A 19,152-nucleotide genomic window follows, 5' to 3' on the forward strand; every position below is an offset into this window, starting at 1 on the left:
TTCCGGTAGCGGCCCGCATTTGACGGGCTTGAAGATTCAGGCAACTGATTTTTCAGGAAACCGATTTTTCAGGAAACTGATTGTTAAGGAACAAGCATTATGCAAAACACAAAACTGGCCGTCAGTGATCTTCATAAAAGGTACGGTCAGCATGAGGTCATTAAAGGTGTGTCTTTACAGGCCAACGCCGGTGACGTCATCAGTATTATCGGGTCATCCGGATCGGGGAAAAGTACCCTGTTGCGCTGTTTGAACTTTCTGGAGAAACCGTCATCAGGTGCCATTTATATCAATGGCCAAGAGATTCAAATGAAGCGTGAGTCAGATGGGCAGCTCAAAGTCTGTGACCATAAGCAGTTACAGTTGCTGCGTACCAAGCTGACAATGGTATTCCAGCATTTTAATTTGTGGAGCCACATGACCGTGCTGGAAAATGTGATGATTGCGCCGATTCAGGTGCTGGGCATCAGCAAGCAGGAAGCGCGTGAAAGGGCAATTGCTTATCTCAATAAAGTTGGCATCGATGAACGGGCGCAACAAAGTTATCCAACCCATTTATCCGGCGGACAGCAACAGCGTGTGTCGATTGCCCGCGCTTTGGCAATGGAACCAGAGGTCTTATTATTCGACGAGCCGACTTCTGCACTGGATCCGGAGCTGGTCGGTGAAGTGCTGAAGATCATGCAGCAACTCGCGGAAGAGGGCAAAACCATGATCGTGGTGACTCACGAAATGGGATTTGCCCGGCATGTCTCAAACCATGTGATTTTTCTCCATCAGGGAAAAATCGAAGAAGAAGGGCATCCGGAGGTTGTTTTCGGCCAGCCGAAAAGTGAACGTTTGCAGCAGTTTCTTTCCGGTGCTTTAAAATAACGCGACAATGCAGCATCATGATGCTGCATTTTTATCTCTGTATTTACATCACAAGTGCTCTGAATGATAAATACTGACTTATCGATTTACCAAGTCGCGATCTATCTGCCGGATCGTTACTCTTGGTATACCATTGGCTCGTTAGAAGCGCCTTTTCGCGTCGCCAATGACATTCTCGGAGCAGAGAAGTTTCGATGGGTTTATATTACCCCCGCCGAAGATCAAGCACTTGCCGACCCCGCTCATTTAGTCAGTTCGATGGTTTTATCGGATCCCTTTGATTGTGATTTGCTGGCCGTGGTCAGCGATTCTGTACCGAATGAGGCTGTCTCAGCGCTGGAAAAGAAAAAACTGCAACATTTCTATCAACAGGGGAAAACCATTCTCGCCAGTTATGCGGGGGTTTTCTGGCTTGCTGAGAGTGGGTTACTGCATCACCAGCCTGCCGCGGTGCATTGGTCGTTGATGGATCGTTTTAGCGAACGTTATGATTCGATTGAATTGTCCGATCATCTGTATGAGCGGCATGACCGCCTGATAACAACTGCGGGATGTGCAGCAACACTCGATTGCCTGGTCGATTTTATTGAAGAAACCGAAGGCAAAGAACTGGCTTATGCAGTTTCTGATCAGCTGTGTATGGATCGCATTCGTCCGGCACAAGAGCGGCAGCGATTGCCATTCAAGCAGTTTGGCGGGGATATCCAACCTCGTTTGACGATGGCAGTTGAATTGATGGAAAACAATCAGGAAGAACCGTTGTCAACGGATGAAATTGCCGAATTAGTCCATATCTCTCGTCGCCAGCTCGAGCGTCTATTCAAACGTTATCTCGATACCATGCCAGCTCGTTACTATCTGCAACTTCGTCTGAAACGGGCACGTCAGTTGTTGCTGACCACCCATACCTCGATTGTCCAAATCGGGCTATTATGTGGTTTTTCCAGTGGGCCACATTTTTCCAGTGCTTATAAAGCTTATTATCACATGACACCACGCGAAGAACGGTCGAAAATGTTACAGGCGAAATAGCGGTCATGATGACGCTTTGCTGGTGGTCATCATGACTGATATTGCCTGCCTCATGGGCATTTCGTTATCACCCGACCTCTTACAATGTCTTGGCAATCATACTCCCCGCAGCAGCAAGCATCATGATGCCAGCACAGCGGAAAAGTAGCATCTGAGCATTCTGACTGGCGAGGAATCGTCGGACTTTCAGGGCGCCCAAAATAAAGACGGAACCGACTGCGATTAATACGGCGATGGTGAGTGGTACCAGTAAGAGTCCCCATGTTTGTATTGAGACTGTATCCAAGGTAATGACCAGCGGCAAAATCGCCAGATAGAATGCGATCGTTTTGGGGTTACCTAAAGTAATGGTGAAACCGGAAAACCAAGCTGAAGTTAGCTCTCGTCTAGAGGCCTTCTGATCAATCTGGATACTGTCTGGCTTACTGGTAATGAATTGCCATGCCAGCCAAGCCAGATAGAGAGAAGATGCCCAACTGATCAATGTGAATAAGGCACTGAAGTGATGCGCGATGACCGCAAGGCCGAACACCGCAAATGAAAGGTAGACTAAGTCTCCCAGAATCAAACCGGCCAGCATCGTAAACCCAGTGATTGCACCGCCACTCACGCTTCGCGCCACCAATGCGGTCATTCCGGGCCCCGGAATTGCAGCAGCGACGCCCAAGGCTGCAATATAGGCAAATATTTGTGTTGATTCTAGCATGGTTATTGATCCTACTTATATTAAACTGATGGTATCGGAGTCGTGCTCAATATGACCATTATGCAATCGACTCCTTCAGGTTGGGGTTATTGATTTTTATTCAGAACTTCTCTAGCAAAAACAAGGTCTTGGACAGCCAGCCCCACAGATTTGAACAGCGTCCGTTCGGGGCGAGTTTCTAGGGGATGTGCTCCTAATTCGCCAATTTCCTGACTGACATGATCGGCAGATAAGTATCCTTTCTCTTTGGCTTGTTGAAGACATTGAGAGGCATTCCAGCATGACTCTCGTGAATCGACATAATGTTCAACCGCACTATAAATTTCAGGGTCGAGCTCTTGGAAGCCCATTGCTGATGCACCGATTGCATTGATATGGCAACTCTGTGGTAAGTCACACAGTCGCAATAATGGCTCCCGGGCGGCTGTGACCGTACAGATAATCTCAGCGTCTGAGACGGCTTCGGCTGGTGTCGTAGCAACCGTGATGTTAAGTGCGGGATGCTTGGCACACCATGTTGCAAATTGATCTACGTTGGCCTGGTCTCTGCCCCAGATTGTTACTTGTCGGATTGGACGGACGGCCAGCATGGTGAGTAAGTGTTTTCGTGCTTGCAGACCTGTTCCCAGAATCGCAAGGTGTGTGGCATCTTGAGGTGCAAGTAAATGCGTTGCCCAGGCAGAGGCGGCGGCTGTTCTTAGCTCGGTGATTGCGCCCGCATCGACTGCTACCATATGCCCGTTGGTCTGTTCATCAAAGAGCAGAATACATCCTTCATGCGAGGCAGAACCTTGGTGTGGATTAAAATCAACCAAGACAGATTTCAGCCCAAAGCCTGAATATTTGCCCTCGGAGATATAAGCCGGCATTGTTCCCATCAATCGTCCATCGGGCGCAGGGATAATACTTCGGACCGACTGCACCACTTTCCCCTGACTCTGCAAAGCAAATGCGGTCTGACTCAACTCAATGGCAAGGGGAACAGAGAGAGCCTGTTCAACATCTTCTCGATTAAAGTAATCCATACAATCACCTTATGCTTCAACGGTATCCATAAATTGTGTTTCAACCGGCGTGTCTGCCAAGCTATTGAGTAAGGTGGACATGGTTTTCTGAGAAATCCCTAAAATCACATCAAGCATGTTTTGTTGTGTGAAGCCAGCCGCTAAGAAATGGTGGGCTCTATCTTTAGGAACTGAACCCTGAGAGAGAATGACTGCTTGCGTAAATTGGTGCAGGGTGGCTAATCGCGTCGGGAGTTGTTCCGGATGGTGAATCATTTTATCGACAATATCACTTGCGACACCATTGTGAATAGCAATCCAGCGATGTGCTTTAATCGTATAAGGGCATTGATTAATCACACCAGTTGTGAGCCAGACCACTGCTTTTTCTGCTTCGTTCAGGGAGCATTGTGAGAATCGGTCATGCGCAAACTGATAAGCAGCCAGCAGATCGGGGGATTCAGCCATGTAGGCGCTTTGGTTGGGGATCCAGCCGAAATTATCAATCGAACTTTGTAGCAGCTTACGACTGCCATCCGGTGCACTGTCAATCGTGTGTAATTTCATCTCTGTCATTTTTATTTCTTCCTTTCTTCGTGCTTTTTTATGGCGTTATTGATGGCGATATCTGCCCGTGAGTCTCATTTTTATGCTGAAGTCTTGCATCCAAATACAGACCACAACATATGGATAGGGCGGACATTGGATATGAACGATAAATGATGCAGTTCGGCTGCAATCTCTGTGGTTAAGGCAATATCCGCTTCATGTTGAGTGACAGCATTGGCGGCTTCACTGGTGGAATTCTTTTCAATAATGGTTTCTATCTGCAAACCTTGCGGTAGCAACTCATGAATGAGTGGGATCGGTGCCGGATGAGAGGCAATTCTCAGTGGCCGACGCGGTAATGAACGATTGGTCGCAATCCCATATAAAGGTGTATCAAAAACAAATGTGGCTAACAGATTCAAATGAGCATCCATGTAGAAATCATTAATTTTTTGATAGGCATTGGCAACAATCAATAACCCATTGTCTTGTTTGGTATTATCTCGCGCCTGCTCATAAGTTGTATTCAGATTGATAGTATTCAAACTGTGAGCATAGAATTCTTTCATCCGCCGACAAAAATACTTTGAAGCGAATTCACTGCTTGTCCCCGGTGGGCCTAATGTATAAACAGGGTGACATGTCGCATGCACAAGTCCCATGTCCATAAAATGCATGTTCATTTGTCTATCTCTCCATGATAAGTATCAATTCACATTCGTTAACCAGTGTTGAAACTGACTCAGTTGCCCTCGAACCGACTTGACATACAAACGTTGAATTTCTGCGGTAATACTGTGTGGTTCAGCACTATTGAAATCACAGTGATCAATTTGCACGATGGGGGAGACTTCCATCCCGGTCCCAGTCAGAAAACACTCATTTGCAGCAAAGATTTCGGATGGTGAAATATCTCGCTCTTCAACTTCAAGACCTAACTCTTCCGTCGCTAAGGTCATCACCGTGCTTCTTGTGATCCCTTCGAGAATGTGAGAATTAGTTGCTGGTGTGATGAGTTTATTTTTCTTGACTAAGAAAACATTCGATGTGGTTGCTTCTGCAATGTTGCCGTGAACATTGAGCATGATGGCATCATCATATCCCGCGCGATACGCCGACTCCATGGCGAGTGCTGAGTTGATATAGCTCCCTGTTATTTTTGCCCGTGCCGGAATCGAATTGTCGGCAACCCTTCTCCAGTTTGAAATTGTGCAACGAAGACTTTTCTGGGTTGATACCGAAGGCATGTTTAAACTATTAATCGCAAGTCCTGAACTGACTCCGGAAAGTTTGACCCCAAATCCCTGCCCGGGAAGAAGACTCTTTTTAAAAGCAATTGGGCGGATATAACAATCCGTACTTGCCTGATTTTTTCTCAGCAATTCAAGAATAATTGCTTTCATTTCCTGATGAGACGGTAAGTGATCAATCAACAGCAGCTTCGACGAATTGATGAACCGTTCAATATGTGCATCTAATTGGAAAACATTCAACGTGTGCTTATCCTCAGTGAGATAAGCCCGGATCCCTTCAAAAACGCCTGTCCCATAATTAAATGCCTGCGTGGTAATTGGAATCGATGCCTCCACTGCGGGTCGATATTCACCGTCGAGATAGATAAAAGGGTGGTGAACACTTGTGTGATGTTGCTGAGGATTTATTTCAGTCATGGTACTTGTCATCATTGAAATCCTCGCCCTAACAGCGCAATGGCTGCATCGCGATCCGCGTTATCGCCTTGCGCTCTTAAATCATGTAGTCTGGCGGCTTTCCAGCTGACCATGGCTGATGTACTGGTAATATTGGTGGTTTCACCAATCTGAATATCGATTTCAACGTGGCGGATTTGGTCTGCCATATACGCTTTGGTTTGCGCGAGCATTACGGCTTGTTGCGGGACGTCTTCGATTAACTCGACAATAATATTTAAGTGGTCGATACCATGTTTTTCATCAATCTGAATGGCATAGTCCAAACAGCCCGTCAGTTTTTCTAACAGCGCCGCTTCAATATCCCACGCACAGTAGTTGCAGCCCCCTAACGTCAGTGTGTCCCGGACGCGGCCTATCGGCACAATTTTCAGCCGACCATCGGGCATGAGTGTTGCTCTGACCATATCACCGGTACGGTAGCGAATCAGCGGTTTCTGTCCCTGATATAAGTGAGTAATAACCAATTCACCGCTGGTTTCCGTTGCGGAAGTAGGAATAACTTCACCACTGACCGGGTCGATTAACTCATAGTAGTTATTCATTGGGACGGTGTAGAGTGACTGGTCACTGTCACAGACGGCCAGAATAGAAGATTCCTGAGAGGCATACATGCAATTGTATACTTGTGCTCCCCATGTTTCGCCGATATTACGCAGCAAAGCTGGCGTAGTTAATTCGCCTAATGTCAGAATGACCCGCACACTACTTTCTGCCGGAGACACATGGTTTTGCTTAAGGTATCGGGCGAGATTGATCGCCACTGCGGGTGTACACACGAGTGCCGTGATTTTTAGCTCATTGATGAGTGCCATTGCACGGTTCATGCCGACAACCGGAGAGCGAGGCCACATTTTGACCACACTATGGCCTAAACTACGGAATACATCTTCAAATGTATCGCCTGTCGAGTGCAGCTCGGTCGGGCCCATGACACCAACAATATGTTTATCACCATGCTGTTGAAAAATTTGCCCATAGCGGAGAATCAGTGGCGTATTATTATAAATTGAATCAATTTCACTCCGGGGGCATGGTGTCGGAGCTCCGGTTGTCCCCGTTGTTTCGTAGTATATCCAGCTTTTATCGAGTGCGGCCGAGGCAAGGCAGTCTCTATTTTCACGGAGATCATTCTTGGTGGTAAATGGTAATGTGCTTAATGTAGAAAGAGAAAATTTATCGATATCTGATGCTGTGATACCTGATAAGTGTTCCTTATAAAAACCAGAACCATCAATAACATATTTTAGAACTTCTCTAAGTTTATTTTCTTGATGATGAGTGACTTGCTGGTGAGAATATTCGCCATTTTCAAATTGTTTATGTTGTTGAAAAATATCCTTTGCTTGTTTTACCAAGTCATCTTTAAAAATCGCATACATGAGATCTTCCTTAATCAATTCTCTATATGTGTAACTGGATAATTATTAAATGTCTGGTTATTTAAATAATGGTAAGTTACCCGTTAGTTTATTAATGGTTTTTTTCGGACCAATCATACCAATGGCAACTAATTCAATATGTTGACTAGTGACTGATGATATTCTTTCACCATATTCATCATATGTTTTACATGACTGAGCCAATGCACTAAAAGGCATCGTGTAAATCTGTTCATCCTGTTCAGCGATGGCGAGCAGGTTTTGTATATGCTCTCCTGTCGAGAGTAGCACCGGGAGTGGCGAGTATATGACACCCGGGTAATTCACATTATCCATGCTTTGCATGTCAGGGCCGACAAGATTATTGACTGTTTTACCAAAGCTGATTCCAATCACACTTGCTGCATTAATTGCTAACCCCGGATGTAAATCTTGATCAACAATAATGGTACATTTGTGCTTGCTTGCATCAAATTCCATGAATTCCTCACTTATTTTTAAATCGTATTTACAAGGTGGATAATAAATCCAGATATCCAGTGGCGAGAGAAAAGTCGGTAGATAAATCAATATCGACAATATTCCATTCAGCGATTGCTTTCCATTTTTCAACACCTTCTCTATGATTTGGATGTTCAATATATTTTTCTAAATCATCGGTGTTATTGAATATGCCAATCACGATAAAGTCAGCTGCAATTTTTCGGCGGGATATATTTCGGCCACATACCCATCCCTTTATTTCTTCAATATGACGTGGGTGATTACGTGTTGCTTGTTCTGCCTCGATTGCATTTGTGGAAGACCAACTCCAGTTCTTTTTAAAAGTAAATAGCACAACATGTAGAATCATTGAATTCCATCCTTGATGAATGATTGTCCTTAGTGAACTGTAATTTTGACGTTGTTAATTATGTTTTGACGTTGTTGTTGTTATTTATTATGCATCACAATGATAGAAATTTGTTACCTATATCACGTTAGGAGAAATGGTTGTAGGGCAAAATTGCCCGATAAATGGCAAAAAAGTGAAAGGATTTGACCTTAGTGGCACTGACAAAGACAGATATTCAAATTTTAACCTTGTTACAACAAGATGCACGGATGACCAATCAGGAGCTGGCAGACCAAATCGGCATGTCATCGTCACCCTGCTGGCGCAAAGTCCGTAAGTTGGAAGAAGATCAAATCATCCAAGGATACCGCGCGGTTTTGGATCGGAAAAAAATAGGCATGGGAGTGATGGTTTTCGTGCGGGTGACTATTGATAGCCACAGTGAAGCCGAAGCGCGTAAATTTGAGCAAGAAGTGACGGCACTTGAGAATGTCGTGGCCTGTTACAGTATTGGTGGGGACGCTGACTTCTTGATTCAGGTTGTCTCTCATGATCTCGATTCTTATGCGGAATTTGCGATGTCAGTGATTCGGCGTTTGCCGGGTATTAAAGAGATGCAGAGTATGTTTGTTTTAAAGGAGATCAAACCCTTTGCTTCTTTGCCTGTCGAAACGGCATCCGGGACGTAGCAAAGACAATTTCAGAACCTTGATGATATCGTTTACATTCAGGGGTGAATTCCCAGCGTTTTTTGGTGATGAGCATCTATATCGCAATTACCCGAGGGAGATAGGTCAGTTCGTGATGTCTATCTCCCCCTGTCTGACTTAATTCTATGATATATCAAGGATTGATTCGTATTTATCCGACCTGCCTTTGACTCAATTTTATCCACTTTTCTTGGCTGCTCCAGCGAGATAATGTGATCTCTTTCCGATTGTTGCATATCTGTGGAAACGTTTTCATCAAATAATGTCACGATCACAGTTTTCTTACAATTCGCTCAATATAGTACGCAGCATGTTCAACAAAATAATGATAAAACGTCCCTATGAATCAAAAACAGAACGAGACTCATATTGAGCTGAAAACCAAATTATCCTACGGTCTGGGGGCATTAGGTAAAGATTTTGCCTGTGCGCCTATCTATATATTTCTGATGTTCTATTTCACTGATGTTGTTGAGCTCTCTGCCGCGTATGTCGGGATGGTTTTTCTTGCTGCCCGGGTGATTGATGCGATCACCGATCCAATGATGGGGATTGTGGTAGACAACACGCGTACCCGTTTCGGCAAATTTCGGCCCTGGATTCTGATTGGTTCAGCGATCAATGCGTTTGTGCTGGTTGCATTGTTTTGTTCGCATATGTTTGAAGGCACCGCTGCTTACGTTTATGCCGCGGTGATTTATATTTTATGGGGCTTGACCTATACCGTGATGGACATTCCGTTCTGGTCGATGATCCCAGCGATTTCCAGCTCGCGCCGGGAACGGGAAAAGTTGGTGGTCTGGCCGCGCCTGTTTGCCAGTTTTGCTTGGTTCGTGATCGGTAGTTATGGACTGTGGATCGTGGCAAAGCTCGGCGGTGACGATCAGGGACAAGGATTTTTTGAACTCTCCATCTTGATTGCTGTTTTGTTTATCGTCAGCGCGCTGATTACGTTTAAGAATGTCAAAGAAAAAGTCGTTGCTGCCGGACAGACGGTCGAGAAGTTCGGTTTTAAAGATGCAATTGGCATTATTGGTGGTAACGATCAGTTGAAAGTATTAATCGCAACCGTGTTGGCGTTTCAGATTGGCAATATGTTGGTTGGTGGATTTGCGATTTATTACTTTACCTATGCCGTGGGCGATAAAGAACTGTTCCCGGTTTATATGATGGTTGCCGGTGCTGCTGAAGTTGCCGGAATTTTTCTCTTTCCGCGGCTGGCAGCATTACTGCCGCGTAAACATCTGTGGGTTATCGCCTGTATGTTCCCGATCCTGTCATGCTTGTTGTTGGTGGTGATGGGCGTGCTTGCTCCCGGGAATGTGTTCTTAATTGGCCTGTCCGGTGCGGCAATCAAATTTGGTGTCGGGATCACCAATGGCCTGCAAACCGTAATGCTGGCTGATGTGGTCGATTATGGTGAGCATATTACCGGCCGACGCAGCGAAAGTGTGATTTTCTCGGTCCAAACCATGTTGGTTAAATTTGCCAGTGCTGCCGGTGCGTTTATTGTCGGGGTTGGTCTTTCGGCTGTCGGATATGTGCCGAATGTTCAACAATCAGAAGGGACAATTCTCGGATTACAGGCATTAATGATTGGTATTCCGGTGTTACTCATGCTCGTGAGTGCGTTGGTTTATCGACGTTACTATCGACTGCATGAAGGTTTCCGGCCTGAAGATTTCGAAACCTATTCTTTAAATACGGCCAAAGAAACAACGGCATAATCAGCGCCGCTGGATCAAAAAATAATTGCATTGATAAGGAAAAAGACAGGCAGGATGGCGATTCCCATCCTGCCTTACTTATAACGAGGTGTTCATGCGAACTTTTCAAGATATTATCGCGAGTCGAGATTGGCAGAATCCGAGCGCTGTCCGGATGCATACGTTGTCAGCTCACGTCCCGCTACACAGCTATCGCGACGTTGAAGATGCCCGTCAGGGGATAACAAATCGTCATTATTTGAATGGACAATGGGCATTCAAGTTCTATTCTGCGCCAGAAATGGTTGAGGCATCGGTCATTGATCCGGCAGAGGATTTATCGGCATGGAAACAGATTGCTGTTCCCGGTAACTGGCAGATGCAAGGGTTTGATCATCCGATCTACACCAATGTGAAATATCCATTTCCTGATCGGGCGCCAGAGGTTCCCGAGCAAAATCCGACGGGGTGTTATGCCTGTGATTTTTCAGTGGCACCCGTCGCCGGAGAGCAGACCCGGATTCTATTTGAAGGGGTGAACTCGGCATTTCATTTATGGTGTAACGGACGATGGGTTGGTTATGCGCAAGACAGCCGTTTGCCGGCAGAATTTGATTTAACGGATGATATCCACACCGGTCACAATCGTCTGGTTGTGATGGTGATGCGCTGGTCTGACGGCTCTTATCTGGAAGATCAGGACATGTGGTGGCTGAGCGGTATTTTTCGCGATGTGTACCTGTATCACAAACCGGCAGTTGCAATAAACGATGTCTTTTTACGCCCCGAACTGGATGCCCTCTATCAGGATGGAGCGCTGCATGTAACGACGAAGCTGAGTCAGCAAACGACGGCTCACCATGTCGAGGTTCGGTTGTTTGATGCCGCAGGCCAACCTGTGGCGATGCAAGGGGAAACCTGTTGCGCGACCAATCAGTATGCTGTTGATGAGAAGGGCGGCTGGGCGGATCAGGTCGAGCATCACTTAACCATATCGCGTCCCCGTCACTGGAATGAACAAACGCCTTATTTATACCGTTGTGTGGTGGTATTACTGGATGCGCAGGCACAGGTGATCGAATGTGAAGCGTTTTCGATAGGGTTCCGCACGGTGGCCATTGAAGATGGTTTGCTTAAAGTGAATGGTAAAGCCTTGTTGATCCGAGGCGTGAATCGTCATGAACACCATCCGGAAACGGGTCATTATGTCGATGAAGCGACGATGATCAAAGATATTCTGTTGATGAAGCAGCACAACTTTAACGCAGTGCGTACATCACACTACCCGAATCATCCGCGTTGGTATGAACTCTGTGACCAGTATGGCTTGTATGTGGTCGATGAGGCCAATATCGAGACGCATGGTCAGTTTCCGATGTGCCGTTTGTCTGAGGATCCGCAGTGGAATCATGCTTACATGCAGCGCATGATTGGCTTGGTGGAACGGGATAAAAATCATCCGTCGGTGATCATCTGGTCGCTGGGGAATGAATCCGGTATCGGTCTGAATCATCATGCCATGTACCAGTGGACTAAACAGCGTGATCCGTCGCGTCCGATTCAGTATGAAGGGGGTGGTGCCGATACAGCGGCAACGGATATCATCTGTCCGATGTATGCCCGGGTTGATCAGCATCAGGGGGGCACGAATCCAAAATATGCGATTAAAGATTGGATCGGCCGCCCCGGAGAACAGCGCCCATTAATCTTGTGTGAATATGCACATGCGATGGGGAACAGTCTCGGGAGTTTTGCCAAGTACTGGCAGGCATTTCGTCAGTATCCACGGCTACAGGGTGGGTTTATCTGGGACTGGGTTGATCAGGGACTCTCCAAGTGGGATGAGCACGGCCAGCACTACTGGGCGTATGGCGGTGATTTCGGAGATGAAATCAATGATCGACAGTTTTGTATTAATGGTTTGATCTGGCCTGATCGCACGGTTCATCCGGCATTATTGGAAGCGAAGCGCGCGCAGCAGTTCTACGCGATTCAGTTTGATGGTCAGCATCAGTTGACGTTGACCAGTGAACATTTGTTTGCTGAAGAAGCACTGATTTGTTGCTGGACGGTACTTGAAGACGGCATCGCTATTTCGACAGGAGAGCATGCGGTTGTCATGGCACCTGAATCCGAGCAGACCATTGAACTCCCATTTGATCACGGTCTGTGTCAGTCAGGGAAAACGTATCATCTGAATGTTGATGTGTTGCTCGCTGAGCAGACATTCTGGGCACCGGCCCGGCATTCGGTCGCACAGTCGCAGTTTGAGCTGAAGGCCGCATATTCCAAACGACACACTGAACCAACAACCCCTTTGGCAGATATTCGCGTCTCTGAATCCGATGAGCAGGTGATCGTTGCTGTTGCAGACCAACAGTGGACTTTCCATCGTGGCAGCGGTTATCTGACGCATTGGGAGCAACAGGGCGAGCAGCGATTAGCCGCGCCGCTGAAAGATCATTTCTATCGTGCGCCGCTCGATAATGATATCGGAACCAGTGAAGTTGACAGGCCTGACCCGAATAGTTGGATGGCGCGCTGGAAACAGGCCGGTCTTGACCGCTTGGTCGGGCGGTGCGTCGCGATGAGCGTAGAAACCGGTGAGCATGCTGTCACGATCAAGACGCAGTTTGACTATACTGCGGTAGCCGAGACGGTGATAACCGAGCAGACAGCGACAACCGGACAGCTCTTGCGAACGCAATGGTGTTACACGGTGAATCAGCACGGAGAAATGCATATTGAGGTCGATGTGTATCCATGTGCGGCGTTACCGTCGTTGCCACGGGTCGGATTCTCTTGTGCGTTACCTTTGACTGAGCGTGTGACATGGTTTGGCCGAGGCCCGCACGAAAACTATCCTGACCGTTGTCTGTCCGCGCGGATCGGATGTTACGATGCGACGATTCGTGAGATGCATACCCCTTATATTTTCCCGACGGATAATGGTCTGCGCTGTGACACCCGAAGACTCTCTCTGGGGGGAATTTCGGTGCAAGGTGAATTTCACTTCAGTGTGAGCCGTTACTCACAAGCGATGCTTGAAACCGCCAAGCACACGCATGAGCTGGTGGCTGATGAGGTGGTTTACCTGCATGTGGATGGTTTCCATATGGGAATTGGAGGCGATGATTCGTGGACCCCGAGTGTTCATCCTGAATTCCTGTTGGACGCACCGCACTATCATTACCATGTGGTATTGACCTCTGCGCGGTAATGACTGGCTCGTACATCGACTTCCTGAACGACACAAGTGCGTTCGGGAAGTCGGTGAAACCATGTCGGATATTCATGCACCCTTCAGACCATTATTCATACCACCCTCCGTTCATAACACCCTCCGTTCATAAAATCCGTCGTTCATACAACCGGAGCGCAATTAATCAACCACGCTGTGCATTCCGTCTCTACTTTATGCCGTTATTACCATGCAATATGAATGGGGGTGCCAACCGGCACCAAGCGGATAAATTCATCCATCTCTTCATTGGTTAAGGCAATACAACCATTGGTCCAGTCAAAACTTTGAATAAACTCCGGATGACGTTGATAGCCATTCTTCAAACCATGAATGTGAATGTCGCCTCCGGGGTTCAAACCGTATTGTCTCGCATAGGCAATGTCTTTGGCAGCCGGATAGCTGATGTGGAATGCTTTATAGAAATTGGAATTGAGATTGATGGCATCAAGCACGTAGTCACCTTCCGGTGTCCGTTGATCACCTTCCTGATGTTTCGGGCCTTGCGGAAATTTTCCGAGGGCGATGCGATACGTTCTGATCGTCAGTCCTTGCTCAAGCAGGTAGATACGCCGTTTGGATTTATCGACAGTGACACGGTCAACTTGCGCAGCAACGGAAAAACTCAGAGATGCGATGAACATTATCAGTACAAGCGTGGAAAATTTCGTTCGCATGGGGCTCTGGGTTCCTTATTGATCGTGAGGTGAAGTCATTGCCTGAACCCAATAAGACAAAACTCAATGACACAGACAAATGATATAGGCCAGTTATACACCGGAAAGCGATTTGGCGGAAGCCACACCACGTCATTGATCGTTGCTGGTCACAGGTTGTGACGAATCGGTGTCAGGGGGACGTTGACGAGGGCATCTCCGCAATGCCCGTGTTATGCCGGAGCGGAGATGCCTTATCATTGAACCGGTGGATTTAAAGTTTCGGTAAGGTCTTTTTCTGCTTTTTACTGATTTTTTTGTGCCGTTTTTCTGCTTCGGCTAACAAGCGTAGCAATGGTTTGGGATCATAGGCTTCTTGTCGAGATGAATAGATCGAAGCCTGAAGTTGACTTACTTCATTATCGATGGCTTCTCTCTCTTCCGCAGACAGTCCCAGCTCAGCGATTTGGACTTGCACCAGATGCTGAATTCGAATGCCATCTTGTTGTTTTAACGCCTCTTTCAGCGATAGATGCCCGGCTTCGGTTGGCAGATCTGGTGTTTCAACCGGCTTTGAGCGTTTGGTCTGCCAAATCCGATAGAGCCAACAGCCAGAGGTTACAATCCACAGAACAGCAAAAAGGGCTGTGAGATATGGCCAGATGCCGGGATCTTTGACCTTAATCTCCTGAGGCGCAACCGATGCTTTTGTTGCTGATTGTGGCAGCGAAACCACGGTATCGACTGGCGTACCTTTGGCGACATTGAGTGTCAAGCCCGTGAGTATTGCCCGCCGTTGGCGTCGTTTCTGCGTGTTCCACCAGTTGAGCGAGACTCCCGGTAACTTGATCTGGCCGGATTGATTGGGGATGAGCACTTGTTTCAGTGTCATCACCGTCTCATCGTTATCCAGTGTTTTATATTGCGGTTTTTCCTGATAGACGCGCACGCTGTCCGGATAGTTGATTTGCAGGTCGGGGATTTTATCCTGACTCACGCCTTTGATTTTTAGTTCAAGTGTCCGGGTAATTGAATCGCCGACTTTGAGGGCGGCACGGCTACCGGTGATCGGTTTGCCCTGGCTGTCGGTCCATTGCTGCGTGAGGGATAAACTGGAGGTCGGGAGCCAGACGCCTTGATAGCTTTTCGGTTTTGCCATGACCTGAATCGGGAATTGCTTGGCAGTCGTACTGAGTGTCAGCACTTTGGTCTCGCCATTCATGCCACTATAGAGTAAGGTACTCCGAAACTGGGGCTCGGTGACGGTGAAACGGCCGGGCTTTTGGGCCGTCACTCTGAATGTCTGTTGCACCACGGTGACTGATAAACCATTCACAATCTCGCGGTGTTGTTCTGAGTCACTGGCGGCTTCTAAATGCATACCATCCACGGACGGCGGGGTGATCTTGGTATCCTGAAGGCGACGAGGGTTAACCTTCACCATCATTTTGACGTGTAATAGCGTGCTTTCATCCGGGTAGAGTGTTTTTTTATCGAGGGTTGAATGAATTTCTATCAGATCATCGTCGTTCGGTAATGTTGAATCCTGGACAACCTGAATGGCGATCGGCTGGGTTTTTTCACCATTGACTTCAAAGCTGGGGATGGTCACAACCCCGGTACGCGTTGCTGCAATCGAAACATCCCACTCACTTCGGACGCTGCGCTGACCGTTGATGATATTGGTGGATGTGCCAAAACTGGGGCGATTGACGAAAAACTCGGGGGTGAGTTTTTCAAAGTTCACATCGTCGCCGGAGGCTTTTTGATCGGTGATGATCTGAAGCTGAAATAATTCATTCAGGGTCACTTTATTCTTACTGACAGTCGCATAGGTAGCCGCCTGAGTGCTCAGGCTGACTATCAGGCCGATGAACAGGATCCAGAATATACGTTGAAGCGAGTGCCGGGGTCTGTTTACCATGATTTGTGATTGTCCTCTGGTGGTTCTTTCTGCTCAGCCTGAAGCATCAGTTCTGCTCGCAGCAGACGGCTGGGATCTCTGGCATTTTCAACCTGTTCCAATTTACGGAACTCAGGATCAGAGGGGCGCTGCTGTGCTTGGGATGGTGATGCCTGATCCGGTTGATGGTTTGCTGCCTTTTGTTGCTGAAATTGTTTGGCTGTCGCATTGTTTTGCGCTTGCTCGTCTTTGGATTGTGCATCTTGGCGTTGACGCTGGGCGCGATGGTGTTCTGATGGCTTGCTTTGGCTTTGGCTTTGGCTTTGGCTTTGGCTTTGGCTTTGGCTCTTTTGCTGCGACTGATGACGCTGGGCCTGATCTTGTTGTGACTTGCCGGTTTGTGACTGTCCTTTTTGCGACTGTTTCTGCTGCGACTGATTCTGTTGTTGTGATGAAGACTGGTCTTGCGCCGCAGCGTTGCTATTTTTTTGTTGCTGTTGCTGTTGCTGTTGCTGTTGCTGTTGCTGTTGCTGTTGCTGTTGCTGTTGCTGTGCTTTTTTTACAACATCAAGGTTATGACGTGCATCCTGATTGTCAGGATCCTGCGCCAGAACCTGCTGATACAGATCGATCGCCTTTTGTAAATCACCATGCTTGGCGTATGCATTGGCCAAATTATACTGCTGACGCGGTGTCGGAGACTGGATTGATGATAATGTTTCAATCGCTTGCTGATAATCTTTGGCACGGTAATAGGCCGCGGCTTTCCAGTCCGGATCAGAAAACTGCTGGGCGGCGTGTTGGTAATCCTGTGTATCGAAGAGGCGTTTGGCTTCCTGATTGTGATTCAGCCACGGTGATGCTTGTGCCCGGGGGACTGTTCCGGTTGAAATCACCACGGCAAGACATCCAAAAATCAATCCCTTACGGAACATCATCAGGGCCGGAATCAGCAACAGCGGAATGAGCCAGTAACCCTGATTAATCCGATTTGTCACTTGTTGTTTGCCAGAGGCTTGATGTTCGGCGGTATTGGTTTGCGTTGCATCAACCAGTGTATCGACATCCTGATTATTAAGCTGAACCGAAATAAAAGTGCCGTGTACTGATTGTGCCAATGATTTCATCTCATTGAAGTTGGCTTTGGCAATGACGGTCTGTCCTTGTGCTGTTTTAAGCAACGCACCATTCTCAGTTGGTATCGGTGCACCAGAACGTGAACCCATGCCTAAAATTGCCAGTTGCCAGCGAGTACCGGACAGCAAATCGGCGATCTCTTGGCGCTCATTGGCGTCTAATTCGTCGGTGATTAAAATGATGGCCCCCTGATGGAGTCCGGCGTCTTTCATCATTTGAATTGCTTGTTTGACACCACGGGCGGCATCCGCACCTTGATACGGCATGATCTCGGGAGACAGATTGGGGAGCAGATTAAGAATCGTCGCGGTATCGGTTGTCATGGGACTAATGGTGTAGGCATCTCCCGCATAGGCGACCAATCCGGTGACGCCTTCTTTCCAGCGTTTCAGCAAGTCAACGGCTTTATAGCGTGCTTGTATGAGCCGGCTGGGTTGATTATCGGTGGCATACATCGAGCGGGACATATCCATCACGAGTACCCGGGCTGCGGTGTTGCTGTAGGTCGGGCGGAGCTGACGTTCGAAGCTCGGGCCGGAAAGGGCCACGATTGCTATTGTCCAACACAGCGCCAGCAGAAGTAGTTTGTACGTAGACGTTGCTTCATGATACAGACCAAGTGCCTGAGCAATATGCGGTGCAATCAAGGATTGCTGTTTTTTGCGCAAGGTCAGCCATGCGAGCAGTAGTGCCACAGGAAGGAGTCCGATCAACCAGATCGGATTGAGAAATACAAAATCAGACATGATTTCTCCTGACGATCACCAGAATAAATGAAAGAATTAAGGCCAGCGCCAGCGGATAAATGAACCATTCGCTTTGAGGACGCCAAGTCTGACTGGCTTGTTGAACAGGCTCCAGCTGGTTAATGGTGTCATAGATATTTGCCAAATCCTGGCTGTTCCGGGCGCGGAAATATTTTCCACCGGTAATGTGAGCAATCTGTTTGAGAGTCTTCTCGTCTAAGTCACGGGCGGTATTGACCTTACGGGTAAACACAAAATCTTTCACGACCATCTCTCCGGCACCAACCCCGACGGTATAGATGACTGCATGATATTTTTTCGCAATTTGGGCAGCCTGAATGGGATCCAGAACCCCTGCGGTATTGGTGCCGTCACTGAGTAAAATCATCACTCGTTGCGGTGCCTGTCCGTCAATGAAGGTTTTTGTCGCGAGTCCAATACCTTCACCAATCGCCGTTTCCGTACCGATGAGTTTCAAAACCGTCTGATTTAACTGTCTGCGGACTGTTTCCCGGTCAAAAGTCAGTGGCGTTTGCAGATAGGCGTGATCGGCGAAGAGTACCAATCCCAGCCGATCACCCTGCCGCTTTTCAATAAATTGGTCGAGAACTTGTTTCACCGCGGTGAGGCGATCAATAAAGTCATCCCCGCTTTTCATATCTTTCTGGCTCATCGAATAAGATAAATCGACGACCAGCATCAGGTCGCGATGCTTCGGTTGAACGGTGACCGGGTCTCCAAACCAAGCCGGACGGGCACAGGCAACGACCAGCGCGACCCAAATTGCACCAGCCATCAATTGGCTAAACCAGTGACTGGGCTTGGTCAGGCTACCTTCTGTCGGGAGATAAGTGAGTTGGATCGCAGCCGGTTGTCGATGCGGTGGCAGTAATTTAGTCACCAACAAAGGTAGCGGTAAGAGGAATAGCATCCACCACCAAATGAATTCAATATGTGCCAAAG

At 47.6% G+C, this 19,152-nt stretch carries 17 protein-coding genes; 5 read left to right on the forward strand and 12 right to left on the reverse strand.

All coding sequences use genetic code 11. The features are described from left to right. The first annotated feature begins 99 nt into the window (after positions 1 to 99). Complete coding sequence (gene hisP / locus BSQ33_RS20955) at positions 100 to 873, forward strand: histidine ABC transporter ATP-binding protein HisP (protein WP_021021381.1); 774 nt, start codon at positions 100 to 102, stop codon at positions 871 to 873. Between the two features lie 63 nt (positions 874 to 936). After that, on the forward strand, positions 937 to 1,905 hold the full coding sequence (locus tag BSQ33_RS20960; protein WP_088135225.1) for a GlxA family transcriptional regulator: 969 nt from the start codon (positions 937 to 939) through the stop codon (positions 1,903 to 1,905). A 79-nt stretch (positions 1,906 to 1,984) separates the two neighbouring features. On the opposite strand, the gene BSQ33_RS20965 is transcribed toward BSQ33_RS20960, so the two are convergent. The 8 genes from BSQ33_RS20965 to BSQ33_RS21000 all read right to left on the reverse strand — a co-directional run bounded on the left by BSQ33_RS20965 (position 1,985) and on the right by BSQ33_RS21000 (position 8,108). After that, complete coding sequence (locus tag BSQ33_RS20965; RefSeq protein ID WP_021021383.1) at positions 1,985 to 2,611, reverse strand: LysE family translocator; 627 nt, start codon at positions 2,609 to 2,611, stop codon at positions 1,985 to 1,987. Between the two features lie 86 nt (positions 2,612 to 2,697). Further along, positions 2,698 to 3,636: an ornithine cyclodeaminase family protein gene (locus BSQ33_RS20970; RefSeq protein ID WP_021021384.1), complete on the reverse strand. Its 939-nt coding sequence runs from the start codon at positions 3,634 to 3,636 to the stop codon at positions 2,698 to 2,700. Between the two features lie 9 nt (positions 3,637 to 3,645). Further along, complete coding sequence (locus BSQ33_RS20975) at positions 3,646 to 4,191, reverse strand: carboxymuconolactone decarboxylase family protein (RefSeq protein WP_088135226.1); 546 nt, start codon at positions 4,189 to 4,191, stop codon at positions 3,646 to 3,648. 71 nt (positions 4,192 to 4,262) lie between these two features. After that, complete coding sequence (locus BSQ33_RS20980; protein WP_021021386.1) at positions 4,263 to 4,847, reverse strand: prephenate dehydratase domain-containing protein; 585 nt, start codon at positions 4,845 to 4,847, stop codon at positions 4,263 to 4,265. A 24-nt stretch (positions 4,848 to 4,871) separates the two neighbouring features. Next, positions 4,872 to 5,849, reverse strand: a complete 978-nt coding sequence (locus BSQ33_RS20985; protein WP_198298210.1) for a branched-chain amino acid transaminase — start codon at positions 5,847 to 5,849, stop codon at positions 4,872 to 4,874. Further along, positions 5,846 to 7,255: a phenylacetate--CoA ligase family protein gene (locus BSQ33_RS20990; RefSeq protein ID WP_088135228.1), complete on the reverse strand. Its 1,410-nt coding sequence runs from the start codon at positions 7,253 to 7,255 to the stop codon at positions 5,846 to 5,848. Before BSQ33_RS20990 ends, BSQ33_RS20985 begins: the two co-directional genes overlap by 4 nt. 57 nt (positions 7,256 to 7,312) lie before the next feature. Further along, positions 7,313 to 7,735, reverse strand: coding sequence for a DUF2000 domain-containing protein (locus tag BSQ33_RS20995; RefSeq protein WP_021021389.1), 423 nt, complete (start codon positions 7,733 to 7,735; stop codon positions 7,313 to 7,315). 28 nt (positions 7,736 to 7,763) lie between these two features. Beyond that, positions 7,764 to 8,108, reverse strand: coding sequence for a Dabb family protein (locus tag BSQ33_RS21000; protein WP_027694348.1), 345 nt, complete (start codon positions 8,106 to 8,108; stop codon positions 7,764 to 7,766). A 194-nt stretch (positions 8,109 to 8,302) separates the two neighbouring features. Between BSQ33_RS21000 and BSQ33_RS21005 the strand changes: the two genes are divergently transcribed. From BSQ33_RS21005 to BSQ33_RS21015, 3 genes are all read left to right on the forward strand, one after another. Next, positions 8,303 to 8,779, forward strand: a complete 477-nt coding sequence (locus BSQ33_RS21005) for an Lrp/AsnC family transcriptional regulator (RefSeq protein ID WP_021021390.1) — start codon at positions 8,303 to 8,305, stop codon at positions 8,777 to 8,779. A 362-nt stretch (positions 8,780 to 9,141) separates the two neighbouring features. After that, positions 9,142 to 10,527: a melibiose:sodium transporter MelB gene (melB, locus tag BSQ33_RS21010; protein ID WP_021021391.1), complete on the forward strand. Its 1,386-nt coding sequence runs from the start codon at positions 9,142 to 9,144 to the stop codon at positions 10,525 to 10,527. A 94-nt stretch (positions 10,528 to 10,621) separates the two neighbouring features. Further along, positions 10,622 to 13,726 (forward strand): beta-galactosidase, encoded by a 3,105-nt coding sequence (locus BSQ33_RS21015; RefSeq protein ID WP_088135229.1) that lies wholly within the window; start codon positions 10,622 to 10,624, stop codon positions 13,724 to 13,726. A 206-nt stretch (positions 13,727 to 13,932) separates the two neighbouring features. Here the strand turns inward: BSQ33_RS21015 and BSQ33_RS21020 are convergent, their stop codons facing one another. From BSQ33_RS21020 to BSQ33_RS21035, 4 genes are all read right to left on the reverse strand, one after another. Further along, positions 13,933 to 14,391: a L,D-transpeptidase family protein gene (locus BSQ33_RS21020; protein ID WP_420070649.1), complete on the reverse strand. Its 459-nt coding sequence runs from the start codon at positions 14,389 to 14,391 to the stop codon at positions 13,933 to 13,935. 286 nt (positions 14,392 to 14,677) lie between these two features. Then, on the reverse strand, positions 14,678 to 16,327 hold the full coding sequence (locus BSQ33_RS21025; protein WP_088135231.1) for a BatD family protein: 1,650 nt from the start codon (positions 16,325 to 16,327) through the stop codon (positions 14,678 to 14,680). After that, entirely contained in the window at positions 16,321 to 18,189 is a 1,869-nt protein-coding gene (locus BSQ33_RS21030) for a VWA domain-containing protein (protein WP_088135232.1), read from the reverse strand. The genes BSQ33_RS21025 and BSQ33_RS21030 overlap by 7 nt, the downstream gene beginning before the upstream one ends. Beyond that, positions 18,182 to 19,150 carry a vWA domain-containing protein gene (locus tag BSQ33_RS21035; protein ID WP_021021844.1) on the reverse strand — a complete coding sequence of 323 codons (969 nt, stop codon included), beginning with the start codon at positions 19,148 to 19,150 and terminating at the stop codon, positions 18,182 to 18,184. Before BSQ33_RS21035 ends, BSQ33_RS21030 begins: the two co-directional genes overlap by 8 nt. Positions 19,151 to 19,152 lie beyond the last annotated feature (2 nt).

The organism is Vibrio gazogenes, assembly GCF_002196515.1.
Classification (GTDB): Bacteria; Pseudomonadota; Gammaproteobacteria; order Enterobacterales; family Vibrionaceae; genus Vibrio; species Vibrio gazogenes_A.